Source organism: Cognatazoarcus halotolerans (assembly GCF_009800965.1).
Classification (GTDB): Bacteria; Pseudomonadota; Gammaproteobacteria; order Burkholderiales; family Rhodocyclaceae; genus Cognatazoarcus; species Cognatazoarcus halotolerans.
Genome location: NZ_WUAF01000023.1, coordinates 21,037 through 46,946 on the forward strand (window position 1 = coordinate 21,037; position 25,910 = coordinate 46,946).

A 25,910-nucleotide genomic window follows, 5' to 3' on the forward strand; every position below is an offset into this window, starting at 1 on the left:
GCACCGGCTTGGCGATATGCTGCTGAAACGCGGATGCGATCAGTACATCTTGGGCGGCAGCAGCTGGCTGCGCAGGCGCTTGTGATTGCGCTTGACGGCGGCGGCCAGCTTGCGCTTGCGCTCGGCGGTCGGCTTTTCGTAGAACTCGCGCGAGCGCAGTTCGGTGATCGTCCCGGCTTTTTCGATGGTGCGCTTGAAGCGGCGGATCGCGACCTCAAACGGCTCGTTTTCTTTGACGCGGATACCCGGCATTACTGCTTCCTTGATCTATTCGGTGAGCGAAGAACCCGAGAATGTACTCGTTCTTCGGACTTTTGCCAAGTAGACCTTAATGTTGTCCTGTCGCAGCGTTACAATGCGCGCTTCCCACTCTTCCCGGCGGCTCATGAAAGTCCTCGGTATCGAATCTTCCTGCGACGAGACCGGTGTTGCGGTCTATGACACCGATGCCGGGTTGCTGGCTCACCGGGTTCATTCCCAGATCGATCTGCATGCTGCCTATGGCGGCGTGGTCCCGGAACTCGCTTCGCGCGACCACATTCGCAGGCTGCCTCTGCTTGTGCGCGAAACACTGAGCGATGCGGCATTGCGGACGACACAGCTGGATGCCGTTGCCTACACGGCTGGGCCCGGGCTGGCGGGGGCCTTGCTGGTGGGGGCGAGCTTTGCCGAAGCGCTGGCGTTTGCGCTCGGCTTGCCTGCGTTGCCGATCCACCACCTGGAAGGGCATCTGCTGTCACCCCTGCTGTCCGCAGAACCGCCCGCCTTCCCGTTCGTGGCGCTACTGGTCTCGGGTGGACACACCCAGCTGATGCGGGTCTCGGGCGTGGGAGCATATGCACTACTGGGCGAGACTGTCGACGACGCGGCGGGTGAAGCCTTCGACAAGACTGCGAAGCTTCTCGGGCTCGATTATCCTGGCGGGCCGGCGCTTGCTGCTTTGGCCGATGCCGGAAATGCCAAGAGGTTCGGCTTGCCCAGGCCGATGCTGCATTCCGGCGACCTGAACTTCAGTTTCAGCGGGCTGAAGACCGCAGTGTTGACCGTGACGCGGAGTCCCGGTTTTGCAAGTGACGCAAAGGCAGATCTTGCCGCGTCCTTCCAGGCGGCAGTTGTCGATGTGCTGGTGACCAAATCGGTCGCCGCGTTGAAACAGACCGGGCTCAGGCAACTCGTCGTGGCGGGCGGGGTCGGCGCCAACCGGAATCTTCGCCGCTCGCTCGATGCCGCAGTACGCCGACGCGGGGGGCGGGTTTTTTACCCCGAACCAGAGTTGTGCACCGACAATGGCGCGATGATTGCCTTCGCCGGCGCCATGCGACTGAGTGCCGGGGCACAGGGGCAGCGCTCCGGCCGGGTCGAAGTGCGACCCCGCTGGCCGCTGGGTGAGGTGACTCCCCCCTGAGCGAGGGCTGCGCTTACTGTTTCTTGCTTCCGATGCGACTTTCCGTGCCGGCGAGCAGACGCCGCAGGTTGTCCCGGTGTTTCCATACCAGCATGATCGCCATGACGATGATCACCGCGCCTGCCTCCGGTGTGCCGACAAACCAGTGAGTCAGCAGCGGTGCGGCGACTGCCGCGGCCAATGCTGCGGCCGAGGAATATCGTGACACATATGCGGTGAGCAGCCAGATTCCAGCGGTGGCAAGTGCCAAGCTGCCTGCCAGGCCGGCTAGCACGCCGAGGGCGGTTGCTACCCCTTTACCCCCCTTGAAGCCCAGCGTTACCGGAAAGAGATGGCCGATGAAAGCTGCGAGACCGCATGCCGGGGCGAGCCACCGGGCAGCGTCCGCTGACGGCGCCAGGTGCATTGCCAGCCATACCGCCAGCCAGCCCTTGAAGGCGTCGCCGATGAGGGTGACGATGGCCGCCTTCTTGTTGCCGCTGCGTAGCACGTTGGTCGCACCTGGGTTGCCCGAGCCGTAGCTGCGAGGATCTGCAAGTCCGAAAATCCGGCTGGATACCATTGCGAACGGAACCGAGCCAATCAGGTAGGCGACGAGTAGGAAGATCGACTCGGTCACGGGTGGAGCGCCTGCGTGGAAACCTTGCACGGCGACGTGCCGTGCGGCCGGACCGTGGGGGGCTGGCTGCGGAGATGGGACATGCGCGAGACTCCTTTGGCGCGTGGGCCGACCGGGTCGGACATCTGGGCTAGAATGGCCGCCAATTCTAATCGAGAGCCAGCATGGATTTCATCTTCATCGAAGACTTGCGCGTCGAGGCTCGTGTCGGGATTTATGATCGCGAGAAGGCTGCACCGCAGCGCCTCGAGTTGAATCTGACGTTTGGTGTGCCGGATTCGGCCGCCCAGCGTGACGACATCGCCGATACGATCAACTACGCGACGGTGATCGAGCGAATTCGCGACGAATTGTCGAAACGGCATTTCAATCTCATCGAATCACTGGGCGAGTTCGTCGTGAAGTTGCTGTTTGATGAATTCGGTGCGCCTTGGGTCAAGATTCACATTGCCAAGATTGGCGTGATGCGGGGCGTAAAGCGGGTGGGCGTTTTCATTCAGCGAGGCAGGGAGGGGGTCGAGCTGCCCGCAGGCGATGCGCGTCCGAAAAGCTGAAATTTCGGGTAGATTTGATGCCCGGAAAAGAGATAAGAAAATGGCGCCGGAAACGACGCCATTTTTATTTTTCCAGAGAGCGTTGTCTCAGCTCTTGTCGATCAGCAGTTCGTCCACCGATTTTCCCGCGGCAATCCAGTCCTGAATCCAGAGCGGCTTCCTGCCACGTCCGGTCCAGCCGAGATCCGCATTTTCAGGGTGACGATATTTCTGCGGAACCTTGCCGGTCTTGCGCGCGGGTTTTGCGACGGCAGCTGCAGGGCGTCCTCGACGTCCTTGCTTCGATTCGCCGGTGCCGGACGGTTTGCCAACAACCTGATCGAGCGTCATGCCGTGATCTGCGGCGAGACGTTGCATCTTCTTGAGCAGGTCACGCCGTGCGGAGTCGTCGCGTTTCTTTATTTCGGCTTCGACACGCTGCTTCAAGCGGCGAAGTTCGATCAGCGAAAGCTTGTTCAATTCCATTCTGAACCTCAGGGTGTTATTCGACTTATTGTCTGGAGCGGCCGGATGTCTCACCGATCGGACGACGGTTTTCATTCTGCCACGTGAATCTATGGTTTTTCAATTGGTGATTGGCAGATTGAAAACGTCGTTCTGTCACTTGAAACGGAAAGCGCCATGTCATCCGGGCTGGCCGCAATTGATCGTCTGAGGTTTCAACGCAGAAATGATGTCATGCGGATGAATGCCTACGAGAAAGCCGCGCCGTCCGCCATTGATATAAATAAGTGGTAAATCAAGAATGCTGCTTTCCATGAATACCGGCATTGCCTTGCGGGTGCCGAAGGGTGAGGTGCCTCCGATCAGATAGCCTGAATGTCGGTTTGCGGTCTCGGGTTTGCAGGGGTTGATCTGCTTGCGACCGGCCTGTCTTGCCAGCTCCTTGGTCGATACCTTGCGATCACCGTGCATCAGTACGATCAGGGGCTGACCCTTTTCGTCTTCCATGACCAGTGTTTTCACAACCGCGTGTTCGTTGACATTGAGGCTTCGAGCCGAATGGCTGGTTCCCCCATGCTCTTCATATTCGTAGAGATGAGTGGAAAAGCCGATATTGTGGGCGCGCAGGAAGCGCGTGGCCGGCGTCTCCGGTGCGCGCTCGTCGTGTTTGCTCATTTCTTGTTCCGGATTCGAAATCAGCCCGGATTCTAATCCTTAATATGGAATCCCGAGCGTCTGCAATTCGGCCGGCACGTCAGCCACGAGGATGGTGTTTCGCATGCAACTCTTTCAATCGCTCGCGCGCCACGTGGGTGTATACCTGCGTCGTTGAAATGTCCGCATGGCCGAGCAGCAGCTGAACCACGCGCAGATCCGCCCCGTGATTGATGAGGTGTGTCGCAAAGGCGTGGCGGATGGTATGCGGCGAGATGCGTGACTCCGGAATTCCGGCTTTCCGTGCGTGATGCTTGATCAGCTTCCAGAACATCTGGCGGGTCATTCCGGCGCCTCGTCGAGTAACGAAGACCTCGTCGCAGCGACGCCCTCCAAGTAATTGCGGGCGCGCCTCCCGAAGGTAACGTGCGAGCCAGTCGAGGGCCGTCTCGCCAAGCGGCACGAGACGTTCCTTCGCACCTTTCCCCATTATCCTCACGCCCCCTTCGGTGCTGCTGATCTCGAATATCTTCAGCGAGATCAATTCCGAAACACGGAGTCCCGTCGCATATAAGATCTCGAACATCGTCCGGTCGCGGAGTCCCTGGGGATTATCTAATTCCGGAGCAGCGAGCAAATCCTCGACCTGGCTTTCCGACAGTGTTTTCGGGAAGCGTTCGTTAGCGATCGGCGGATCGATCGTGAGTGTGGGGTCGTCGGTTATCTCGTTCAATTGCAGCAGATGGCGATAAAACCTTCGCCAGGCTGAAAGCAAACGTCGCTGGCTCGCGGGTTTTGAGCGAAGGCTGAATTCCGCAAGATAGGCTTGTAAGTCGACCGCTTCGGCGGCCGCAAGCGATATATGCCGTTTCTCGAGCCATGTGGCGAAGAGCGTCAGATCACTTCGATAACTGGCCAGTGTGTTGCCCGCGAGGCCGTGTTCGAGCCACATGGCATCGGCAAACCGGTCGAGCGAAGCGCGATCCGCCGGCGACAAGCCATCTTCTGCAGCACTCATTGCGTCAGTGGCAAGGGCGCGGCCTCGTGGGCCAGAAGCCAGCGCTTGGTGTCGAGCAGGAAGCCGCCGGTGGCATTGGCGAAGCCTCCCAGTCCGCCTGCCGAAACCACCCGGTGACAGGGAACCACCAGTGGATAAGGGTTGGCACCACAAGCCTGGCCGACCGCACGTGCGGCGCTTGCCAGTCGACGTGCAAGGTCGCCGTAGCGCCGAAGCTCGCCGGCCGGGATCCGGGATATCTCGGCCCAGACCCGTCTCTGGAAATTGGTGCCGGAAAGCCCCAGCGGCAGGTCGAAGCTGCAGTAAGGGTCCTCCAGGTAGGCGAGGATTTGCCGCTGTGCCCGCTCGGCGAGCGCGTCGCGCGGTGCGAGCGGGGGTGTGCCTGGTGGGAGAAAAACAATGCTGCGGATCACCAGATCGTCGGAGCACACACCGACGGCACCAAAAGGTGCGCGAAGCACGGTCGAGAATGAAGGGGAAAAGTCTTTGGGTGTCACAGGCGGGATTGTGCGCGACTCAGGGCTTTGCGTGAAGGCCCCGCCTCGTCATTGCTTGCCCAGTAAGGCACGCTTGAGTGCTTCGTCCGCCGGGTGTTCTCCCAGCCAGATCTGAAGCAAGGCGCGATAGAAATCCGCGCCGTCGATATCCGGTCCGCGTTGCTTGCCGCCAACCGAGAGGCGGGTGCTTCCGTCGGCCAGTTGATCGATGTCGACAACCGTGGCTTCGGGCGCACTGGCCAGGCTCAGGAGAGCGTTTCGAAAAGCCTCCGTACGCGGCTTGAGCGCCGCAAAGGTCGCCTCGTCGTAATTCTTGCGGATGCCGTCCACCAGTGCGTCGGCAAACTGTTCGGCGGTGAGTTCGCGCAAGGTGACGATGTGAATGCGGCGTGGGGCCGGGCTGGCGATTGCTTCCGCGGCGGTGTTGGCGCGGGCCGGTAGGTAAAGGCCCATCGCGTACACTTTGAAGAAGAGTTTCGTGCGCAGTCCGGCTCCGTTGAGCGCCAATGTCTCGGTGCCGACGCGGACGCTGTCTTCGAACTTCACGCCAGCGATCTCGACGGCGGCCTGGGCGTTCAGTGCAAGGCACAGAGCACCCGCAAGTACGCCTTTCAGCAATCGATTCATGGTGCTTCCTCCGGAATTGTTTTGGTGGCATCTCTGCCGGAACCTGAAAATGACGAGACGCCCGATCCGTCGTCCGGTGTCGGGCGTCTCGATGCTAACAATTTGATAGCGTCGGAATTAGAGTCCGGCGCCTAGAAGCACGCTGTCAGCGACGTACCTCGCCGTTGCCGAAGACGATCCATTTCTGGCTGGTGAGACCTTCGAGGCCGACCGGGCCGCGGGCGTGGATCTTGTCGGTGGAGATCCCGATCTCCGCACCGAGGCCGTACTCGAAGCCGTCGGCGAAGCGCGTCGAGGCGTTGATCATGACCGATGCCGAATCCACCTCGCGCAGGAAGCGCATTGCACGGGTATGGTTCTCGGTGATGATTGCCTCGGTATGGCCGGAGCTGTAGCGGTTGATGTGGTCGATCGCCGCGTCGATGCCGTCCACCACCCGCACCGCGATGATCGGCGCGAGGTATTCCTCAGCCCAGTCGGATTCGCTGGCATCCTTCAGCAGACCTGCGTCGACGCCACTCTCGCGCAGAATTGCGAGCGATTCCGGGCAGCCGCGCATCTCGACGCCCTTGGCCGCCAGCGCCGCGCCGATTTCGGGCAGGTAGCGCTGCGCGACCACGCGCGCCACCAGCAGGCTTTCGGCGGTGTTGCAGGTGCCGTAACGATGTGTCTTGGCGTTTTCGACGATGGGCACGACCTTGTCGGGGTCGGCCGCGTCGTCCACATAGACGTGGCAGTTGCCGTCGAGGTGTTTGATGACCGGCACCCGGGCATCACGCGAGATCCGTTCGATCAGCCCCTTGCCGCCGCGCGGTACGATCACATCGACGTATTCGGGCATGGTGATCAACTCGCCTACCGCGGCGCGATCGGTGGTCTCGATGACCTGCACCGCGCTGGCCGGCAGACCGGCGGCTTCCAGCCCGGCGCGCACGCAGGCGGCGATCGCCTGGTTGCAGTGCAGGGCTTCCTTGCCGCCGCGCAGGATGGCGGCGTTGCCGGACTTGAGGCACAGCGCCGCCGCGTCGGCCGTGACATTGGGGCGCGCCTCGTAAATGATGCCGATGACGCCCAGCGGCACGCGCATCTTGCCGACCTGGATGCCGCTCGGGCGGCGCTTGATGTCAGTCATCTCGCCCACCGGGTCGGGCAAGGTGGCGATCTGCTCGAGGCCCGCGGCCATCGACTCGATGCCGGCGGCGCTGAGGGTCAGACGGTCGATCATCGCCGGCTCCAGTCCGTCTGCGCGGGCCTGCGTGAGGTCGCTCGCGTTGGCGGCGAGGAGGCTCTCGCGGCGCGCGCGGATCTCTGTAGCGATGGTGGTGAGTGCGGTGTTCTTGGCCTCGGTCGAGGCGGCAGCCATGGCACGGGAGGCTTCGCGGGCCTGCCGTCCGATGGCCTGCATGTAACTTCGGATATCCATGGTTCGACGCAGGGCAAAAGGGCTAATCCGCTATTAAAGCACCCTTATTGCAATGCGCAAACCATCAGCCTCGGGCGTGGACGCGTAGTTTGAGCATGAGCTGCAGGAACTCGTCCCACACTTCACCGGGGGCGACGCCCTTGATCATGCGGTCGATGCGTGCAGCCTGCATCAGGGCTGCCTTGAGCTGGCCGGCGCGCAGGCGCGTTACGGCGCCCTGCATGGCACGCTTGCGCCGTTCGTCGAATATCCGTTCGGCCTTCAGGGCGCCGGCCAGCGGCTGGCCCTGGTCCATTGCTGCGCGCAGGTTGGCGAGCGCACGGATCTCGCTCGCCAGGGCCCACAGGATCAGCGGTGGCGCCTCGCCCTCGCCGCGCAGGCCTTCGAGCAGGCGGGCGCAGCGGCCGGCGTCGCCCTCGAGCAGGGCGTGACGCAGCTTGTCGATGTCGTAGCGGGCGACGTTGAGCACGGCTTCGCGAATCTGTTCGAGGGTCAGGCTACCCTCGGGGTGCAGCAGCCCGAGCTTGAGGATTTCCTGGTGGGCCGCGAGCAGGTTGCCCTCCACGTGCTCGGCGATGAATTCGAGGGCTTCCGGGGGGGCACTCTGTTTCTGTCGTGCAAGCCTGCGGGCAATCCAGTCGGGCAGCTGTTCGCGCAGGGGTGCGTTGAGCTCGACTGTCACGCCGAGCCCGGCAAGCTTGGTAAACCACGCAGCCTTGCGGGCGGCCCAGTCGAGCTCGGGCAGCGTGATCAGGCCGACGGTGCCGTTTCCGGCGCTGGCGGCGAAGCGTTGCAAGGCCTCGCCACCGTCCTTGCCCGGCTTGCCGCTCGGGATGCGCAGATCAATCAGTTTGCTGCCGCCGAACAGGGACATGTTGCCCGACGCCAGCGCCAGCGATTCCCAGCGAAACCCTTGTCCCGCCACCAGCACTTCGCGCTCGTCGATCCCCTGGCGTTTTGCGGCCGCGCGGATCGCGTCGCCGGCCTCCTCGACCAGCAGCGGTTCGTTACCGTGCAGAAGGTAAAGCGGCGCGAGCGGCTTTTCGAGTTCGGCGGCCAGCTGTTCCGGGCGCAGGTTGGGCATCGGCGCTCAGTCCGCGCGCTTTACCGTTTCCAGGCGGCGTAGCAACTGGCTGGTGAGGTCGCGTTCGATATCCCGGTAGAGCAGTGCTTCTTCCTGATTCTTGGCAAGAATCAGCCCGTCGTTGTACGTCATCTCCCGCGATGCACTGAGCTCGGTGGGCGGCGTCAATTCTTCGCCCTTCCGGTCGAGCAGTCGATATCGCAAGGTCTGGGTCAGGCGGTATTCGCGCACCTTGCCGGCGCTGGTCAGGCTGATGATGCTCTTGTCGCGCCGGCTCGAGAGGATGTCCAGCGTGGCGCTCGCGGTCGTGCGGCTCTCTGCGATCCGGGTCGAACCACCGGTTTCGATCTGCTGGCGAAGTGTGCGGCCAAGCGAACTGGTGGCGTCGGCGGTGACGAAAAGGCTGTCGAAGGGCAAGGGGTGGTTGCCCCGCAGCGCAAAGCCACAGCCTGCGATGAGCGTGCTGCCTGCGATGATTGCGAGGGCCAGGTATCGGGCCGGAAAGGTTGAATGCATCGTCACAACTGTGTCTCCGAGCCATCAACCGGGCCGCGCTAGCCGGCCCGGTGCATGCAAGAAATGCGCGTCGCAGGCCCTGACTGGCGGGCGACGCGATGTGTTTCCGTGGGTCAGCAGACGATGTTCACCAGTCTGCCTGGCACCACGATGACCTTCCGCGCAGGTTTGCCTTCCATGAAGCGCACGGCCGCTTCCGAGGCCAGCGCGGCCGCCTCGATGTCGCTGCGCGAGGATTCCGCTGCCACCCGCACGGCACCCCGCAGCTTGCCGTTGACCTGCAGTACCAGTTCCACTTCGTCCTGCACCAGGGCTGCATCGATGGGCTCCGGCCAGCTGGCGGCGAGGATCTCGTCGCCGTAGCCGAGCTCCTGCCACAGCGTGTGGGCGATGTGCGGTGTGATCGGCGATAGCACGCGCAGCAGGATGCCGAAGCACTCTTCGATGACTTCGGCGGCCAGAGCCGTGTCGCGCGGCGCCTTTTCCAGCGCGTTGAGCATCTTCATGCAGGCCGACGCGACGGTGTTGAACTGCTGCTTGCCGAGGTCGTAGTTGGCCTGCTTGAGCAACAGGTGTACCTCCCGGCGCAGTGTCGCGAGATCGTCCGGCAACTTCGTGCCGTCGAGCTGGCGCTCGCCGCCGATCAGGCCGCGTAGTTCCGCTGCGAAGCCGTGACCGAAGCTCCAGATCCGCCGCAGGAAGCGGTGCGCGCCTTCCACGCCCGCGTCAGACCATTCGAGGGTCTGCTCCGGCGGCGCCGCGAACATCATGAAGAAGCGCGCGGTGTCGGCGCCGTATTGCTCGATCAGCGATTGCGGGTCCACGCCGTTGTTCTTCGACTTGGACATGGTGGTCAGCTCGTGCTCGAGCGCCGAACCGTCCGCCTTGAGTGTGGCGCCGGTGATCTGGCCCTTGGCGTCACGCTGCAGATCGATCTCGCTTTCCCAGAAATAGTTCTTGCCGCCGCCTTCGGGCTTCTGGAAGAAGGCATTGTTGAGCACCATCCCCTGGGTAAGCAGGTGGGCGAAGGGTTCGCGGTAATTCACCAGCCCGAGGTCGCGCATCACCTTGGTCCAGAAACGCGAGTAGAGCAGGTGCAGGATGGCGTGCTCGATGCCGCCGATGTACTGGTCGACCGTCATCCAGTAGCCGGTTTCCGTATCGACCATGCTGTCCGCACTGAAGGTGCTGGCGTAGCGCGCGTAGTACCAGGACGAATCGACGAAGGTGTCCATGGTGTCTGTTTCGCGCTTTGCCGGCTTGCCGCAGCACGGGCAATCGACATTCAGGAAATCCTCGCGCTTGCCCAGCGGGTTGCCGGAGCCGTCCGGTACGCAGTCTTCCGGCAGCACCACCGGCAGCTGGTCGTCCGGCACCGGCACCGAACCGCAGTCGTCACAGTGGATGATCGGGATCGGGCAGCCCCAGTAGCGCTGGCGCGAGACGCCCCAGTCGCGCAGGCGCCACTGGATCTTCTTCTCGCCGATGCCCTTGGCCGAGAGGTCCGCGGCAATCGCTTCGACCGCGGCTTCGTAGCCCAGACCGTCGTACTTGCCGGAATGGAAGCACACGCCGTCCTTGCTGCCGTACCACTCCTGCCAGGCGTCGAGTGAGTATGCGTTGTCGGCGACCGCCACCACCTGCTTGATCGGAATGCCGTACTTCTTCGCGAAGGCGAAGTCGCGTTCGTCGTGCGCCGGCACGCCCATCACCGCGCCGTCGCCGTAGCTCATCAGCACATAGTTGCCGACCCACACTTCGACCGGTTCGCCGGTGAGCGGGTGGGTGACGCTGAGTCCGGTCGGCAGCCCTTCCTTCTCCATGGTGGCCATGTCGGCCTCCATCATCGAGCCGAGCTTGCACTTCTCGATGAAGGCGGCGAGTTCCGGATTGTTCTTCGCCGCATGGGATGCCAGCGGATGTTCGGCGGCCACCGCGCAGAAGGTCACGCCCATGATGGTGTCGGCGCGGGTGGTGAACACCCACATGTGGCCGTCCCCGATAAGTCCGTTCTCATCGGCAATGTCGTGGGTGAAGGCGAAGCGCACGCCGGTGCTCTTGCCGATCCAGTTGGCCTGCATCAGCTTGACCCGCTCGGGCCAGCCTTCGAGCTCATTGAGATCGCCGAGCAGCTCTTCGGCATAGTCGGTGATCTTGAGGTAGTAGCCCGGGATCTCGCGCTTCTCGACCAATGCGCCGGTACGCCAGCCGCGTCCGTCGATGACCTGCTCGTTGGCCAGCACGGTCTGGTCGACCGGGTCCCAGTTGACGACCTGGGTCTTGCGCTCGGCGATGCCTTTTTCAAGCATGCGCAGGAACAGCCACTGGTTCCATTTGTAGTATTCAGGCGTGCAGGTGGCCAGCTCGCGGCTCCAGTCGATGGCAAAGCCGAGCGACTTGAGCTGCTGCTTCATGTAGTCGATGTTGTCGTAGGTCCATTTTGCCGGCGGGACCTTGTTCTTGATCGCGGCGTTCTCCGCCGGCAGGCCGAATGCATCCCAGCCCATCGGCTGAAGCACGTTGTAGCCTTTCATGCGATGGAATCGCGAGAGCACGTCACCGATGGTGTAGTTGCGCACATGCCCCATGTGCAGCTTGCCCGAGGGATAGGGGAACATCGAGAGACAGTAGTACTTGGGCCTCGATGGATCGGCCGCGACCTCGAAGGATCGTTGGCTATCCCAGTGTTGCTGGGCCGCGGATTCAATGGCGGCGGGCGTGTATTTTTCCTGCATGGCGGGGCTTTCGTAAGCGCGAAAGGAGCGAATTATAGCTTCAAGCGCGCGCTTCGCCCGAGGCAGTTTCTGCCTCCTGCCCGTCGACCGTGTCCGGCCGCCATTGCTCGAGCGGCACGGGCGGCACGAGTCCGTTGCCCTGCAGGTAGAAGCTGTCCTGAACCCGCGGTGAAATCGAGTTGCCTTCCTCGATGCCGGCCACGATCACCGAATAGCCCGTGCGTGCCGCGATGCCTGCCAGGCCATCGCCCAGCGCGAGCGCATCGGAAGGTCCGTACTCTCCGACCAGCAGGTCGTAGCGGATCTTGACGTAATCCGGTCCGATGGCGCGAAGCAGGGCCGGAGACTGGTCGGTAAAGCGATCGAGTACGATACCGCAACCCAGAATGCGGGCCTCTTCGACGAAAGCGGCCGCCTCGCCGGGAAGCTGGGCGGCGAGGTCGGCGCCGAGTTCGAAAATCAGCTGCCAGGGGCTTATCTGGTAGCGGGCAATCGCGAGCTTGAGCGCGACGCAATACTGGCGGGAGGCGAGCAGACTGTGCCGCCCCACGTTGAGGCTCGCCTTCATGTGTCTGCAGGCCGGGTACTGGGCGTGCATGCGGCCGAGTGCTTCGGCCGTCCGTTCGAGGACCCAGGTGTCGAGCTTGAGTCCGCCGGCCTCGGGGCCACGCGCGTCATGAAGGATCGCCGCGAGACCGGCAGGTTCGCCGTCGATGCGCAGCAGGACTTCGAGCCACGGTTGCGGGAGACCGTCCGCCCGCAGTATCGGTTGCACGTCGAGGCTGAGGCGTCCGCCCCCGATCATCTCTTCCACGCTGTCATCTTGGGTAGGCGCGGGCATGGCGCCGTTCCCCTGGATGTGCTCGGCACGTGCTTCCACGACCAGGTTGCGTCCCCGCCGCTTCGCCTCGTAACAGGCTTGATCCGCCGCCGCGAGCGCATCGTTGAGGTCGTGCACATGATCGCCGAGCGCCACCAGACCGACGCTCGCGCCGACACTGAAACTGCGCTCTTCTCTGACGAAGCGGAAATTTTCGACCGCAGCGCGGAGATTCTCTGCGATGCGGTGTGCATTCTCGATGCCACAATCGCGCAGGAGCGCCGCGAACTCGTCACCGCCCATGCGGGAGACCATGTCCTGCTCACGCACCCGGCTGCGCAGCAGGGCTGCAATGCGGCAGAGAAGTTCGTCCCCGGCGGCATGGCCACAGGTGTCATTGACGATCTTGAACCGGTCCAGGTCGATAAAGCACAGTACGTGCTGGTCGCCGCGGCGGCGCCCAACGGCGATGGCCTCGGAGGTTGCCTGTTCGAACGCTCGGCGATTGGGTAATCCAGTGAGCACGTCGTGGTTGGCGAGATGGCTGAGCTGCGCGGTCGCGCTGTCGATGCGCGACTGCATGTCGTGATGCATCTCCTCGAGCGCGTGGGCCATGTTGTTGAAGCCGCGTTCGAGTTCGCCGAGTTCGCCTCCCGTGTCTTCCCGGACCCGCGTCGACGTGCGACCTTCTGCCATCGCATTGACCGCACGGGCGAGTGCCACGACAGGGCCGGTGACCGCGCCGGCAATCCGGTTGGCGATCCAGGCGGCGAGTGCGATGTAGAGCATCAGCAGCGCGGTGTTGGCGAGCAAGAGGTCCTTCTTGCGCTGGGCGAGCGGTCCAAGGTCGAGTTCGACATAGACCCAGCCGATCACGTCGGTGCGTTGCGTGCGGGCGTCAGGGGCATCGAGCAACTCGCCAAGGTCGACCGGCGAGCGCCGGATCGGCGCGATGAATCCCAGCGCCCGGTCGGTGGGTGGGGTCGCCGTCGGCCCCTTGGCCGCCTTGAGCATGTTTATCGAGGGTAGCGTCAGGGGGCCGCTGATGGCCATCGTATGACCGAGATGATCGAGGACTGCGGCGCCGCGCACCGGGCGTTGCCCAAGGGTTGCCTGCAGCAGGGCGGTCAGGCTGTCGCGGTTTCCCGAGATGGTGCCGTACTCGCTTGCCGGTGCGAGAAAACCGGTGATTGCCAGCCCCTGGTCGCGGAGGCTCTCGTCGAGTGAGCGCGACGCATTGACGACGAAGAAAATGGAAACAAAGATGCCGATCAGCGCGGCCGGTACCAGGCTGCCAAGCAGCAGGCGCCTGCGGATCGACAGCGTGTCCAGAAAGCTCATCGACGGGCCTCCTCGGCTCGAAGTGCCTGGGCCAGCATCTCGGGGTCCTGCTGGTCGAGACCCAGCGCCTCCGCAACACGTCCATTGACCGTGATCCGGAAGTGACGAGGCGCGCGAATCTGTCCGGCCAGTTGAGTGTAATCGGTCAGCTCGTTCAGCCATTCTGCGGCCTGGTGCGCGATATCGGCGGGGGTGCTGAAGACCGCGGCGATTGCGCCGGCACGCACATACGCTTCCGAGAAGCCGATGACCGGCCTGCGGTAGCGGTAGCTGGTCAGCAGGATGCTCATCGCGGTATCGCGATTGAATACCTGTCCGTCAGGCAAGGCAACAAGTACGTCGCTGGTTTCGAGCAGCCGGTCCAGGCTGGGGCCGATCTGGCTTTCGTCGCTGATGCGCGCCGTCGCCGTTGCAAGGCCGATCTGCGTCGCTATCTTCTGGAATGCGGACTCTTCGGGTCCGGTGGCCGCGCCGAAAAGTGCGCTGACGCGGGTTGCTTTCGGTGCAATCAGGCGGGTCAATCTTAGCGTGCGGCGCAACGGTTGATCGAGCACGATGAAACCGATCTGTCTGTTCCCCGTCCGTTCCTTCAGATCCGAGGCTTCCTGGCGCGAGATCAGCGCCGCGAGTACCGGGGTGCCGGCGTTCTTCGCGGCAAGCCGGCATGCCGCGGCGCCGACGGCTACGACGACATCGGCCCCTGCCGGCGGCACACCGGCCTGCGGCAGATCCGTGAGCGACTGGATGTGGAAACGATGTTTGCCGTCCGCCTGCAGTTGCCCAGCAAGGGTCTCGACGAACGCATCCTGCACCTCTCCCGCGCGCGACTGCAGAATTAGGATTTCCGCGGCTGCACACGCGCCCACATGTCCGCATACCAGAGCCATGCAGAGATACAGCATCCGGCGCATGCCCGGCACCCCGCACGCCAGGCGTCGCCGCGGGGCGTTCGAGGGATCGGGTGCGGGGCGGGCGGTGGCGTTCAAGCTGTTCGTTTACCAGGAAAGCTTGAGACTTGCCAGCATGCCGGATTCATGCAGGTAGTTCCCCTCGTGAAAGTCCGAATAGTCGCCTTCGAGACTCTGGAAGGTAAGTGCGAATTCGTTCTCGTGTCCGGCCTTTCCGAATCGTCTGGAAAGCTTCAGATCGGTGCGCCCATGGCTCGGAATCACGTCGCCGTCGTTGAGCCATTTCATGCGGGTTGCGTGATAGAAGCCGATGCTGGCACGCCAGCCGGCGGGGAGTTCGGCGGCGATCAGCAGGCTGGTCATGCTATCGGGGGCGCTTGATTCGAGGTCGATGTCCTGGCCGGGCAGGCCGGTGTTCTCGATGTTGACAAAGGCCTGGCTCAGGACCACCCGGCCCCAGCCGGGCCTGCGCCAGTCCGCTCTTAGTTCGAAACCGGTGGTGGTGACTGCCCCGTTGTTTCCGAAATAGAACACGGAGGTATTGTTCAGCGTGCCGAGATACCCGGGAGGCGGGGCGAACCTGCAGGTTCCACGGGAAAAGCGGCAGGCCTGGTCGTCGATGTAATTGTCGTAGGCTTCGCGGAAAAACCTCGCATCGAGCTCGAGGGAAAGCGGTGCCACGCGGCCGGCGAAACCCAGTTCGATGAATCGGACTCTTTCCGGTTCGAGCGGCAACGCCGCCCAGTAACCGATCGCGAGCACCTGGCCGTTCAGGCTGACGGTTTCGAAGCTGCGACTTTCCCAGGCTTGCGGCGCGCGGTAGGAGATGCCGGTGCTGGCGCGCAGGCTCGCGTGATTGTCGAGCGCGTAATTGACGGCGATCCGTGGCGAGAACAGGTCCCCGCTGAAATAGTGGTGCTCGAGATTACCGCCCAGATTCACCGCCCAGCGCTCCGATGGTTTCCAGGTCAGGCTGCTGAACACCTGCCACTGGGTGCCGCCGTACGTCTTGCCCGTACTGAAATAGCGCATCGACGTCGTACTGTCGTGGCGCACCCCCGCGCCGGCCAGGATATGCCATGCGGGCGAGAGGCGATGGCTGAACTGCAATTCGATATCGTCGCGGCGACTCTCCAGGTCCTGATCGGTATGCACATCGACGCCGCCGTAGGGGATGATCCAGGACTTGCGGTTGCCGTGATCCTGGTGATGGTATTCCAGCGAGAGTTCCGATTCCGGCGCGAGGGTGCGGGTCCAGCCCAGTTGCAGATAGTTGCTTCTGATCTGCGTCTTCCCGAACGGGTTGCTCAGGTCTCCCACGGCACCGCTCAGATTGAAGCCGGTGGTGGCGCCGGCCTGCAGACGCAATTCGTCCCGCACGGTCGGTTGGTAGACCACCTGCAGATTGGCAACGCTGCGTTCGATCTTTTCTCCGGGTTCCCCATCGAAAGGCAGGAAGTTGTCCGCGGTGCGTCGTGACGCGGTGACTCGCCAGGCCAGCGCGTCCGTCCGCTGGCCGCTGATCCTGGCGGCGAGCTCGTGAGCTTCCCGATGGCCGCCCCGCAGCGTGATCGTCGAACCCGATTCGGTGCGCGGCGAACGGGTGATGATGTTGATCACTCCCTGAAAGGCGTTTGCCCCGTAGGCTGCACCGTTGGGGCCGCGGACGACCTCGATGCGTTCCACATCATCGACTCTTATAGGGAGGTCCTGCCAATCGACGTTGCCCCAGAACGGGTCGTTTACGGTACGGCCATCGATCAGGACCTTCAGGCGTCTGCCGTATGCGTCCCCGAGGCCGTGGTTGGCCACCGTCGGTGATCCCGTCGCCCAGTCGGCCACAAGGAATCCCGGTACGAGCCTGAGCAGGTCATGCAGTTCGGTGAAACCCGAGTCATCTATCAGCTGACGGTCGATTACCGTGATCGGGGCAGGGGCATCGCTGCTTGCCTGCGAAAGCCGGGAGGCCGTAAGAACCAGAGGAATCTCGCCGAAGAACACACTGTCGTCGGCCGCCCCGGCGCTCGGCGAGGTGCACAGCGCGGCAAGGCAGGCCGCAACGGCGGCAGCGCTCGGCGCTCGGCAAGGCTGCATGGTCCCGCTCTCCAGATCAGGATATGTTGAACAGATAGTTGCATTGTCTGATTGTCAGCCTATAGCGGCACATCGACTGGAAACTGGAGTGCATTCGGACCGCGACCAATCTATCGGAACGGTCGCGGACAAAAAAAGGCGCCCGAGTGGGCGCCGAATTCTCCAATGAAGGAGAGGGAGGGAGACAAAGCGGCGGGACTGCCCGGAGATCCGTCGGGCAGTCGCCGATCAGGCGGCCCTGCGACCGTTCTGCAGGAAGTGTTGCCAGTTGCGGGCGGTGGCAAGCGCCACGTTTTCCATTGCATGGAAGGGCATCGACCAGAGGCGGTTCTGCTTGCGAAGAAACGGTGTCACGCGCGGGGCGCACAGTGATGCGCTTTCCCGTTCGAGCAGGCAGCGGAAACGTGCTTCGGCCGCGCCCCAGTATTCGGGCGTGCCAACCCAGCCGGTCTCGGCCGTTGCTTCGCGCACGGCCCTGCGCCACAGGGCTTCGGCGCGTTCAAGGGAGACGCCCGCCTTGCGGGCATACCACGGCAGTAGTTTCGGGCTATTCATAATGTCCTCCTGGGGGCGGTTGTATGCTCCCGTTGGGGCCGGAAATCCGAGATGGACATTTCCAGCGTTGGTTTACTGCATTGCAGCAAGACTACGATTCGCATACTACATGCCTTGGTGGGGCATGAATGTTAAAAAAGTCAACAAAATGTTGCGATGCACAAATAATAACATAGTGCCTTGCTCGGGTAATTTCAAGCGTCGTTCTCGTGCCTGGCATGGCGCGCCGACGAGCGGTGTCGTGCCGTGAATGATCGCTGTACGCTTTAGAATGGGTAGCCCCATGCTCAAGGCCATCCATGTCCAGCTTGCTTGCCAACCTCAACGAGGAACAACTCCAGGCGGTTTCGTTGCCGTCGCGTCACGCGCTCATCCTGGCGGGTGCCGGCTCGGGAAAGACCCGGGTATTGACCACTCGCATCGCCTGGCTGCTGCAGACTGGGCAGGCGGTCCCGCAGAGCATCCTTGCGGTGACGTTTACCAACAAGGCTTCCAGGGAAATGCTTGCCCGCCTGTCTGCGATGCTGCCGATCAATACCCGTGGAATGTGGATCGGCACCTTTCACGGACTGTGCAACCGGCTCCTGCGTGCGCATTACCGTGAAGCCGGACTGCCGCAACTGTTCCAGATCCTCGATGGCGCGGATCAGCTCGCGGCGATAAAGCGTCTCCTGAAAACGCTCAACGTCGATGACGAGAAGTTCCCGCCTCGTGATCTCCAGCATTTCATCAACGGCCAGAAGGAGGCCGGCTGCCGGCCGCATGCGGTCCCTGCGTGGGACGATTTCGCAAAGCGCCGGCTGGAGCTGTACATCGAGTACGAGGCCCAGTGCCAGCGCGAGGGGGTTGTCGACTTCGCAGAACTGCTGCTGCGTACCTATGAGCTGCTGGAGCGTAACGAACCGATACGACGTCACTATCAGAATCGCTTCCGTCATATCCTGGTCGATGAGTTTCAGGATACCAACCGCCTCCAGTACCAGTGGTTGAAGTTGCTGGCGGCGAATGGCGAGGCGGAGGGGGCAAGCTTGTTTTGTGTCGGCGACGACGATCAGTCCATCTACCGCTTTCGGGGTGCGGAAATCGGCAACATGCGCGATTTCGAGCGGGAGTTCCGGGTCGAGAACATCATCCGGCTGGAGCAGAATTATCGTTCGCACGGCAACATCCTCGCCGCCGCGAACGCCATCATTACGCACAACAGCAATCGCCTCGGCAAGAATCTATGGACCGATCAGGGAGAGGGCGAGCCGATCCGGATATTCGAGGCCTTTGCCGATCTCGACGAGGCCCGCTGGGTGGTCGAAGAGATCCAGGCGCTGATCCGAGATGGCCATTCGCGCAGTGATGTTGCGCTGCTGTACCGTTCGAACGCGCAGTCGCGGGTTCTCGAACATCAGCTGTTTTCTGCGGGAATCGCCTATCGCGTATATGGTGGCCTGCGTTTCTTTGAACGCCAGGAGATCAAGCACGCGCTGGCCTACCTGCGATTGATCGCCAATCCTGACGACGATACCGCGTTCATGAGGGTGGTCAATTTCCCCACACGGGGAATCGGGGCTCGCTCACTGGAGCAACTGCAGGATGCTGCCCGCACCTGGAATACAAGTCTCTATGCCACGGTGCCCCATTTGTCGGGCAAGGCCGGTACGGTCCTTGCACAATTCGTCGCCCTCGTCGAGCGGATGCGCCGGGACACGACCGGTCTTCCCCTGCCCGAACTCTTTGATCACGTCCTCGAGATGTCGTCCTTGCGAGCACATTACGCCTCCGAACGGGAGGGGCAGGACCGCCTCGAGAACCTGGACGAACTGATCAACGCCGGGGCCAACTTCGTCGCCGAAGAAGCGACTCATGGGGCGCCGTCGGACGAGATTCCGGTCGACCGGCGCGACACATCCCATCCATTGCTGGTCGATTTCCTCGCTCATGCCTCCCTCGAAGCAGGTGACCACCAGGCGGAGGCCGGTTCCGATGCGGTGCAACTCATGACGGTGCATGCGGCAAAGGGGCTGGAATTCGACGTGGTGTTCCTGTCCGGTCTGGAGGAGGGTTTGTTTCCGCACGAGAACAGCATTCAGGAAACCGAGGGGCTCGAGGAGGAGCGGCGGCTCATGTATGTAGCGGTGACCCGTGCGCGCCAGCGTCTTTACCTGTCGTTTGCGCAGAGCCGGATGTTGCATGGACAGACTCGCTACAACCTGCGTTCCCGTTTTCTCGAAGAGATCCCCGAAGCGTTGACGAAGTGGCTGACCCCGCCGCGCATGCGCGGACAGACGGCCGATGCGGGTTTCAGGCGTCATTACGATTCGGGGCTGTCGCCGCGGACGGTGCCCCCTTCGGCTCCGGTACCGCCGGCGCCAAGTCGCGATCTCGGCGGCCTGCGGGTCGGGCAGAACGTGTCTCACGCCAAGTTCGGCGTGGGCGTCATCATCGCGGCCGAGGGGAGCGGCGCCGAGGCGCGCGTGCAGGTCAATTTTGGCAAGCCAGGCATCAAGTGGCTGTTGCTGAGGGTCGCCAAGCTCAGTCCCGTGTGAGCGCGTTTACGCGGCCGGTGCGAGGCGTTGCACCTGCCGGCCACAGCCTGCCTCAGGTCCCGTATTTTCGGGCCAGACTGTCATGCAGCGCGATGAACTCCTGTGACAGCTTGTGCCTGGGGTCGAGATGGATCATCGGTTTTGCGTGCTCGTGGGATTCCTTGATCTTGACCGAGGCGGAGAGATAGGGCTCGATGATCGGCAGGCCTTCGTCGATGAGTTCCTGGACCACCTTGCGAGGCAGGCTGGCGCGTGGCTGGAACTGATTGACCACGATGCCCTCGACCTCCAGGTCGCGGTTGTGGTCGGAGCGGATCTCTTCGACGTTTTCAAGCAGCGAGTAGAGCGCCCGGCGGGAAAAGTCGTCGCAATCGAACGGGATCAGGCAGCGCTGGGCCGCGATGAGCGCCGATCGGGTATAGAAATTGAGCGCCGGGGGGGTGTCGATCCAGACCACGTCGTAATCGTCGCCGAGTTCGTCGAGGGCGTCGCGCAACTTGTAGATCTTGTAGCGTGATTCGAGCTTGCTGGCGAGCTCCTCGAGGGCAGGAGAGGAGGCCAGCAGGTGGAGGCGTTCGAACGGCGTCTGGTGCACGAATTCGCCAGTGGAGCGTGGGTTGAGCTTGAAGTTGAGGGTCTGATCGAAGAAGTCGGCGAGCGTGCCGTCAATTTCGTCTGCACCCCGACCCAGAAGATACTGGCTAGAATTTCCCTGTGGATCGAGATCGACCACCAGAGTGCGAAGGCCATTGCTCGCGCTGATTGCCGCCATGTTGCAGGTTATGGTCGATTTGCCGACCCCGCCTTTCTGGTTGAACACCACCCGTCTCATCGAAATTCTCCCTCTAATGGCGCCATTCTGCCAAAAAGGCTCCGGCCGCGGTGGTGCTATGCCAAATTCCCGGCCACTGGGCTAAACTGCCTGCCTCGTTTCCATGCCGGATCTCGCTCCTCCCGAAGGGCCCGGTATGCGGGGTCGGTGCCGCTGATCCCGATTCATGGCATCCCGCCAGCGCCAGCGGCCGGGGAACAATAATGCAGAGCACAGCTGTGGATGACCACGATGGCGAAGTTGCAGGTCTTGCTGCAAGCTTGCGCGGCGGCGTTCAAAGACCGTATGGAGAGAGGGAGAACAGTAAATGAATCAGGATTTCATCGCAGCAGCGCTCGAGTACCATCGTTCACCGACCAAGGGCAAGATTTCGGTCACCCCGACCAAGAGCCTCACCAATCAACGTGATCTTGCCCTGGCCTACTCGCCGGGGGTGGCGGCTGCGTGCGACGCCATCGTTGCGGATCCGGGCGATGCACGGGAGTACACCTCGCGTGGCAATCTCGTGGCGGTCGTCACCAACGGCACCGCAGTGCTCGGGCTTGGCAACATTGGCCCGCTTGCGTCGAAACCGGTGATGGAGGGCAAGGGCTGCCTTTTCAAGAAGTTCGCGAACATCGATGTGTTCGATATCGAACTGGCCGAGAATGACCCCGACAAGCTGATCGAGATCATCGCCGCGCTCGAGCCTACGCTAGGTGGCGTGAATCTCGAGGACATCAAGGCACCGGAATGCTTCTACATCGAACAGAAGCTGCGCGAGCGCATGAAGATTCCGGTCTTCCACGACGATCAGCATGGCACTGCGATCATTTCGTCGGCAGGCCTGCTGAACGGTCTCAAGGTGGTAGGCAAGCGCATCGATGAGGTCAAGCTGGTGTGCTCCGGCGCCGGTGCGGCGGCGATCGCTTGTCTCGATCTGATGGTGAGTCTGGGTCTCAGGCGCGAGAACGTCTACGTCTGCGATTCCAAGGGCGTGATCTGGGAAGGCCGGGATGAAAGGATGGAGCCGAACAAGGCTCGCTATGCCCAGAACACGGCATACCGCACCCTTGCCGATGCAATGGCCGGTGCGGATGTCTTTCTGGGTCTTTCCACTGCAGGCGTACTCAAGCCCGCCATGGTCGAGTCCATGGCAGACAAGCCCCTGATCTTTGCACTGGCGAACCCGACTCCCGAAATCCTGCCGGAAGAGGCAAAGCGGGTGCGTCCGGATTGCGTCATCGCAACCGGTCGTTCGGATTACCCGAATCAGGTCAATAACGTGCTGTGCTTTCCGTTCATCTTCCGTGGCGCGCTCGATGTCGGTGCGACGAAGATCAACGAAGAAATGAAGCTCGCCTGCGTCAAGGCGATTGCCGAGCTTGCCGAGGCGGAGCAGTCCGACATCGTCGCCAATGCCTACGCGGGTGCGGATCTGAGTTTCGGCCCGGATTACATCATCCCGACGGCTTTCGATCCGCGACTGATCGTCAAGATCGCTCCAGCGGTTGCCAGGGCGGCGATGGATTCCGGCGTGGCGACCCACCCGATCGAGGACATGGATGCCTACGTCGCCAGCCTCACTGATCTGGTATACACCTCCGGCATCATCATGAAGCCCTTGTTTTCGCGTGCCAAGGCACTGGCACCCGAGCAGAAGCGGGTTATCTACGCGGAGGGTGAGGATGAGCGCGTTCTGCATGCCGTGCGGGTCGTCATCGAGGAGAAGCTGGCACGCCCGATCCTGATCGGCCGCCCTGCGGTGATCGAACAGCGGATCAAGAAGATCGGCCTCAATCTCGTTCCGGGACGTGACTTCGAGCTGGTCAACGTCGAGGACGATCCGCGTTATCGCGAACTCTGGACCGATTATCACCAGATGATGTTCCGGGGCGGCGTGACGCCCGAGACCGCAAAGGCAAAGCTGCGTCGCGATACGACGCTGATTGGCGCGATGCTGCTTCGCCGCGGCGATGCCGACGCGTTGGTGTGCGGCACGTTCGGCACCTACGATTACCACGTTCGGCAGGTTCGCGACGTGATCGGGCTGAGTCCCGACGCCAAGCTTCTTGCAACCATGAGCATTCTCTTGCTGCCCAAGCGGGTTCTGGCGATTGCCGATACCTATGTGAACGAGAACCCCACCGCCGAGGAGGTCGCTGACATCGCCGAGATGGCCGCCGATGAGTTGAAGCGTTTCGGGATCGAGCCGAAGGTAGCGCTGCTGTCTCACTCCAACTTCGGTAGTTCGCGCTCGAGTTCGGCGCTCAAGATGCGTGCCGCAAGGGACTTGCTGCGGACCCGTCGGCCGGATATCGAAAGTGATGGCGAGATGCACGCCGACGCGGCATTGAACCTGGATATCCGCAAGAACGCGGCTGCCGAATCGACTCTGGAGAGTGAGGCAAACCTGCTGGTGATGCCCAACATCGACGCGGCGAACATCAGCTTCAATCTGTGCAAGTCGGCCAACAGCGACGGCGTGACGGTTGGTCCGATCCTGCTCGGCGCCGGCCGTCCCGTCCATGTGCTTACGGCGTCGGCAACGGTGCGTCGTCTCGTGAATATCACGGCGATCGCAGTGGTCGATGCGGAGGAGTTGCGCGCTGCCCGTAAGGTCTGAGGCACGGCGTGGCAAAGGGATGGGGCAGCTTCGGCTGCCCCATTTTCGTGTCCGGCGGCTGATCGTGCATGGAAATCCTGCCCATCGGGATCAGCGCTAGAATCGTGACTCCAGATCGTGCGCATCGCGCTGAGGAGACACGCCATGAGCCACGCAATCCGATTCCATCAGACCGGCGGACCCGACGTCCTCAAGTGGGAATCACTCGATGTACCCCCACCAGCGAGGGGTGAAGCGCAGGTGCGCCATCAGGCGATCGGCCTGAACTATATCGATACCTATCATCGAAACGGCCTCTATCCGGTGCCATTGCCGTCGGGAATCGGTCAGGAAGGCGCCGGGGTCGTAGAGGCCGTTGGCGAAGGTGTAACCGAAGTGAAGCCGGGCGACCGGGTTGCTTATGCGGGTGGTCCGCTTGGCGCCTACGCCGAAGTACGTAACATCGCGGCGGCAAATCTGGTGAAGCTGCCCGGGGATATCGATTTCGAGACCGGTGCGGCAATGATGCTGCAAGGCATGACGGCCCAGTACCTGCTGCGACGGACCTACAGGGTTCAGGCGGGTGACACGATCCTCATCCATGCGGCCGCTGGCGGAGTGGGTCTTATCGCCTGCCAGTGGGCGAAGGCCTTGGGGGCCACGGTGATCGGTACGGTCGGATCGGAGCAGAAGGCCGAACTCGCGCGCGCCCACGGCTGTGATCATCCGATTGTCTATACCCGGGAAAACTTTGCAGAGCGTGTGCGCGAGATTACATCGGGGGCCGGTGTGGCCGTGGTCTACGATTCTATCGGCAAGGATACCTTCATGGATTCGCTGACCTGCTTGCGCCCCATCGGAACGATGGTGTTGTTCGGTGCATCCTCCGGACCCGTTCCGCCGGTCGACCTTGGGTTGCTGGCGAAGCACGGCTCGCTCTTCGTGACCCGGCCGACGTTGTTTACCTACGTTGCCCGTCGTGATGACTTGATTGCCACGGCAGGAGATCTTTTCGACGTGGTGCGAGCGGGCAAGGTAAAGATCGAGGTGAATCAGCGCTATGCGCTGGCGGACGCCACCCAGGCACATGTCGATCTCGAAGCCAGGCGAACCACCGGCTCGACCATCCTGGTTCCTTGATGAAATCCGGCGCGCGCCACTGTCGGACCTGGGCTGCCAGCGGCCTGCTGGCGTTTGTCCTTGCCGCCTGGGCGGTCACGGGCGTGGCCGAGACGCCGCCCTCCGCGGCGGATATCGCGCGCGAGAAGAACGAAGGGCGTCGCGTCGAGGATGATTTCAATGCACGGGTAGCGGCGATCGCGGGCGTGCCGCCCGCCCGGATCGAAAAGCTGCTTCCCGACGATCGCCGGATCACGGTTCGCTCGGAGCGCTTCATCGAAGCAATCGAAGCGCGGATCAGGCCGCTTTCCGAGGAAGAAAAGGGGGAAATCCGGCGCGCTGACCGTCAACGGCGCGATGCGCTCGGCAACCTAAGACGACCGTCGCGCTAGCCGGCGCAGACCATTCGGAGCGGATCAGCGGAAAAGGTCGATGCCGCCACTCGCCCGCTGCGCCTTGATTTCTCCCGCGGCGACAAGTTTTTCATAGCATGCAAGCTGGTTGCGGCCATGGCTCTTGGCGTGGCGTAGCGCCTGTTGGGCGGTTGCCAGCACGTTCTCGGCCGTGTCGCTGCCGGCAATTGCGGCAAGTCCGATGCACACGCTTATGTGGCCAACCTGAGGGAAGAGGTGGGCTGCGACCCGCAGGCGGAAGCGCTCGAGGGCACGCGCCGCATCGTCGAAAGCGGCAGGACGCATGACGACCACCATGGCTTCACCATCAAATCGGAAAAGCCTGTCCTGGTGGCGAAAACTCTCGCGCATGAGATTGGCCAGCAGTATCAGTACCTCGTCACCATAGAGCTGGCCGAATTTTTCATTGATCCGCTTGAAGTGATCGATATCGATCATGGCAAGCCAGTGCGGCGTGGCGACATCGGGGCTCGCGCGACGCTCGGGATTGTCCCCACGGTCCGGCGGTGCTGTCTGAATCGACGCCAATACTTGTCCGAGGCTGCGATCGAAGGTGCTGCGATTCAGCAGGCCCGTAAGCGCGTCGCGTTCGCTGTCGTCGAGTCGGCTCAGAACGTTGCGGTAGAACGCGACGACTTCTCCGGTCACCTCGAGTTCGGCTACGGTGAGCGTGCGTTCCCGTACGAGTTCAATCACGGCCGCAACCTTGCCGTCGAACGCCACGGGTATGCAATGGATGATTTCCGGGCGGTCGGGTACATCGCACGCAAGGATCTGCTCTCCACTGACGCAAGCCTCCATCTCGGGCCGCGATTCCAGCTTGATGGACGACAGGGGTTGCTGATAGTCGGAGTCGACGAAAACTACCGAGTCACCTCGAACCCGGGTCACCTGCTCCAGCAGGGTTGCCGTACCCGCGGCCTGGATCCGGTGTACGCTCGTCTCGGTGGCCCCGACCAGTTGTCGCAATGAACAGGCAATGCCGAGTTCGACTATGGTGCGCTCGCTGTGCTTGGCGACAGGTTCGACATGGGTAAGCAGATGAATCATCGCGGCTGGGGCTCGAAAAGGTCCGGCTGACGCCGATTCTAGCCCGCTTTTGCGGGATCGCCGACCTGTTTGTCCAGGCCT

The 25,910-nt window shown here is 62.5% G+C and carries 23 protein-coding genes; 6 read left to right on the forward strand and 17 right to left on the reverse strand.

All coding sequences use genetic code 11. The features are described 5' to 3' along the window. Nucleotides 1–39: 39 nt before the first annotated feature. Nucleotides 40–252 carry a 30S ribosomal protein S21 gene (gene rpsU / locus GQB03_RS20085; RefSeq protein ID WP_159693130.1) on the reverse strand — a complete coding sequence of 71 codons (213 nt, stop codon included), beginning with the start codon at nucleotides 250–252 and terminating at the stop codon, nucleotides 40–42. Between the two features lie 133 nt (nucleotides 253–385). On the opposite strand from rpsU, the gene tsaD reads away from it, so the two are divergent. Continuing rightward, the gene (gene tsaD / locus GQB03_RS20090) at nucleotides 386–1,405 is read left to right on the forward strand and encodes a tRNA (adenosine(37)-N6)-threonylcarbamoyltransferase complex transferase subunit TsaD (RefSeq protein WP_159693192.1); all 1,020 of its coding nucleotides are present in this window, start codon (nucleotides 386–388) and stop codon (nucleotides 1,403–1,405) included. 13 nt (nucleotides 1,406–1,418) lie between these two features. Here the strand turns inward: tsaD and plsY are convergent, their stop codons facing one another. Next, nucleotides 1,419–2,024, reverse strand: a complete 606-nt coding sequence (plsY, locus tag GQB03_RS20095) for a glycerol-3-phosphate 1-O-acyltransferase PlsY (RefSeq protein ID WP_159693132.1) — start codon at nucleotides 2,022–2,024, stop codon at nucleotides 1,419–1,421. A 164-nt stretch (nucleotides 2,025–2,188) separates the two neighbouring features. Here plsY and GQB03_RS20100 point away from each other — a divergent pair, with 164 nt between their 5' ends. Continuing rightward, entirely contained in the window at nucleotides 2,189–2,578 is a 390-nt protein-coding gene (locus tag GQB03_RS20100; protein ID WP_159693134.1) for a dihydroneopterin aldolase, read from the forward strand. A gap of 87 nt (nucleotides 2,579–2,665) precedes the next feature. Here the strand turns inward: GQB03_RS20100 and GQB03_RS20105 are convergent, their stop codons facing one another. The 13 genes from GQB03_RS20105 to GQB03_RS20165 form a co-directional block, all read right to left on the reverse strand. Further along, a complete protein-coding gene (locus GQB03_RS20105) occupies nucleotides 2,666–3,118 on the reverse strand; it encodes an H-NS histone family protein (RefSeq protein ID WP_235027151.1) in 453 nt (150 codons plus the stop codon). An 84-nt stretch (nucleotides 3,119–3,202) separates the two neighbouring features. Beyond that, nucleotides 3,203–3,697 carry a Cys-tRNA(Pro) deacylase gene (gene ybaK, locus GQB03_RS20110; protein WP_159693136.1) on the reverse strand — a complete coding sequence of 165 codons (495 nt, stop codon included), beginning with the start codon at nucleotides 3,695–3,697 and terminating at the stop codon, nucleotides 3,203–3,205. A 79-nt stretch (nucleotides 3,698–3,776) separates the two neighbouring features. Further along, the gene (gene xerD / locus GQB03_RS20115) at nucleotides 3,777–4,694 is read right to left on the reverse strand and encodes a site-specific tyrosine recombinase XerD (protein WP_159693138.1); all 918 of its coding nucleotides are present in this window, start codon (nucleotides 4,692–4,694) and stop codon (nucleotides 3,777–3,779) included. After that, nucleotides 4,691–5,155, reverse strand: coding sequence for a methylated-DNA--[protein]-cysteine S-methyltransferase (locus tag GQB03_RS20120; RefSeq protein WP_235027152.1), 465 nt, complete (start codon nucleotides 5,153–5,155; stop codon nucleotides 4,691–4,693). Before GQB03_RS20120 ends, xerD begins: the two co-directional genes overlap by 4 nt. Before the next feature lie 84 nt (nucleotides 5,156–5,239). Further along, complete coding sequence (locus GQB03_RS20125; RefSeq protein ID WP_159693142.1) at nucleotides 5,240–5,818, reverse strand: chalcone isomerase family protein; 579 nt, start codon at nucleotides 5,816–5,818, stop codon at nucleotides 5,240–5,242. A 145-nt stretch (nucleotides 5,819–5,963) separates the two neighbouring features. Next, entirely contained in the window at nucleotides 5,964–7,241 is a 1,278-nt protein-coding gene (locus GQB03_RS20130; protein WP_159693144.1) for a glutamate-5-semialdehyde dehydrogenase, read from the reverse strand. 64 nt (nucleotides 7,242–7,305) lie between these two features. Continuing rightward, a complete protein-coding gene (holA, locus tag GQB03_RS20135; RefSeq protein ID WP_159693146.1) occupies nucleotides 7,306–8,325 on the reverse strand; it encodes a DNA polymerase III subunit delta in 1,020 nt (339 codons plus the stop codon). 6 nt (nucleotides 8,326–8,331) lie between these two features. Continuing rightward, nucleotides 8,332–8,841 carry an LPS-assembly lipoprotein LptE gene (locus GQB03_RS20140; protein ID WP_159693196.1) on the reverse strand — a complete coding sequence of 170 codons (510 nt, stop codon included), beginning with the start codon at nucleotides 8,839–8,841 and terminating at the stop codon, nucleotides 8,332–8,334. 113 nt (nucleotides 8,842–8,954) lie between these two features. After that, nucleotides 8,955–11,576 carry a leucine--tRNA ligase gene (gene leuS / locus GQB03_RS20145; protein ID WP_159693148.1) on the reverse strand — a complete coding sequence of 874 codons (2,622 nt, stop codon included), beginning with the start codon at nucleotides 11,574–11,576 and terminating at the stop codon, nucleotides 8,955–8,957. A gap of 40 nt (nucleotides 11,577–11,616) precedes the next feature. Next, nucleotides 11,617–13,737 (reverse strand): sensor domain-containing diguanylate cyclase, encoded by a 2,121-nt coding sequence (locus GQB03_RS20150; RefSeq protein WP_159693150.1) that lies wholly within the window; start codon nucleotides 13,735–13,737, stop codon nucleotides 11,617–11,619. Next, nucleotides 13,734–14,648, reverse strand: coding sequence for an ABC transporter substrate binding protein (locus tag GQB03_RS20155; protein WP_159693152.1), 915 nt, complete (start codon nucleotides 14,646–14,648; stop codon nucleotides 13,734–13,736). Before GQB03_RS20155 ends, GQB03_RS20150 begins: the two co-directional genes overlap by 4 nt. Before the next feature lie 84 nt (nucleotides 14,649–14,732). Further along, nucleotides 14,733–16,739 (reverse strand): TonB-dependent receptor plug domain-containing protein, encoded by a 2,007-nt coding sequence (locus GQB03_RS20160; protein ID WP_159693154.1) that lies wholly within the window; start codon nucleotides 16,737–16,739, stop codon nucleotides 14,733–14,735. Nucleotides 16,740–16,967: 228 nt separating this feature from the next. Further along, entirely contained in the window at nucleotides 16,968–17,294 is a 327-nt protein-coding gene (locus GQB03_RS20165; protein ID WP_159693156.1) for a hypothetical protein, read from the reverse strand. A 299-nt stretch (nucleotides 17,295–17,593) separates the two neighbouring features. On the opposite strand from GQB03_RS20165, the gene GQB03_RS20170 reads away from it, so the two are divergent. Then, nucleotides 17,594–19,831: a UvrD-helicase domain-containing protein gene (locus GQB03_RS20170; RefSeq protein ID WP_159693158.1), complete on the forward strand. Its 2,238-nt coding sequence runs from the start codon at nucleotides 17,594–17,596 to the stop codon at nucleotides 19,829–19,831. 52 nt (nucleotides 19,832–19,883) lie between these two features. On the opposite strand, the gene GQB03_RS20175 is transcribed toward GQB03_RS20170, so the two are convergent. Beyond that, nucleotides 19,884–20,663: a ParA family protein gene (locus GQB03_RS20175; protein ID WP_159693160.1), complete on the reverse strand. Its 780-nt coding sequence runs from the start codon at nucleotides 20,661–20,663 to the stop codon at nucleotides 19,884–19,886. A 307-nt stretch (nucleotides 20,664–20,970) separates the two neighbouring features. Between GQB03_RS20175 and GQB03_RS20180 the strand changes: the two genes are divergently transcribed. The 3 genes from GQB03_RS20180 to GQB03_RS20190 all read left to right on the forward strand — a co-directional run bounded on the left by GQB03_RS20180 (nucleotide 20,971) and on the right by GQB03_RS20190 (nucleotide 24,758). After that, nucleotides 20,971–23,268 carry an NADP-dependent malic enzyme gene (locus tag GQB03_RS20180; RefSeq protein WP_159693162.1) on the forward strand — a complete coding sequence of 766 codons (2,298 nt, stop codon included), beginning with the start codon at nucleotides 20,971–20,973 and terminating at the stop codon, nucleotides 23,266–23,268. A 144-nt stretch (nucleotides 23,269–23,412) separates the two neighbouring features. Continuing rightward, nucleotides 23,413–24,387: a quinone oxidoreductase family protein gene (locus GQB03_RS20185; protein ID WP_159693164.1), complete on the forward strand. Its 975-nt coding sequence runs from the start codon at nucleotides 23,413–23,415 to the stop codon at nucleotides 24,385–24,387. Between the two features lie 83 nt (nucleotides 24,388–24,470). Beyond that, nucleotides 24,471–24,758 carry a hypothetical protein gene (locus GQB03_RS20190; protein WP_159693166.1) on the forward strand — a complete coding sequence of 96 codons (288 nt, stop codon included), beginning with the start codon at nucleotides 24,471–24,473 and terminating at the stop codon, nucleotides 24,756–24,758. Nucleotides 24,759–24,782: 24 nt separating this feature from the next. Here GQB03_RS20190 and GQB03_RS20195 read toward each other — a convergent pair whose 3' ends face one another. After that, entirely contained in the window at nucleotides 24,783–25,829 is a 1,047-nt protein-coding gene (locus GQB03_RS20195; protein ID WP_159693168.1) for a GGDEF domain-containing protein, read from the reverse strand. Nucleotides 25,830–25,910 lie beyond the last annotated feature (81 nt).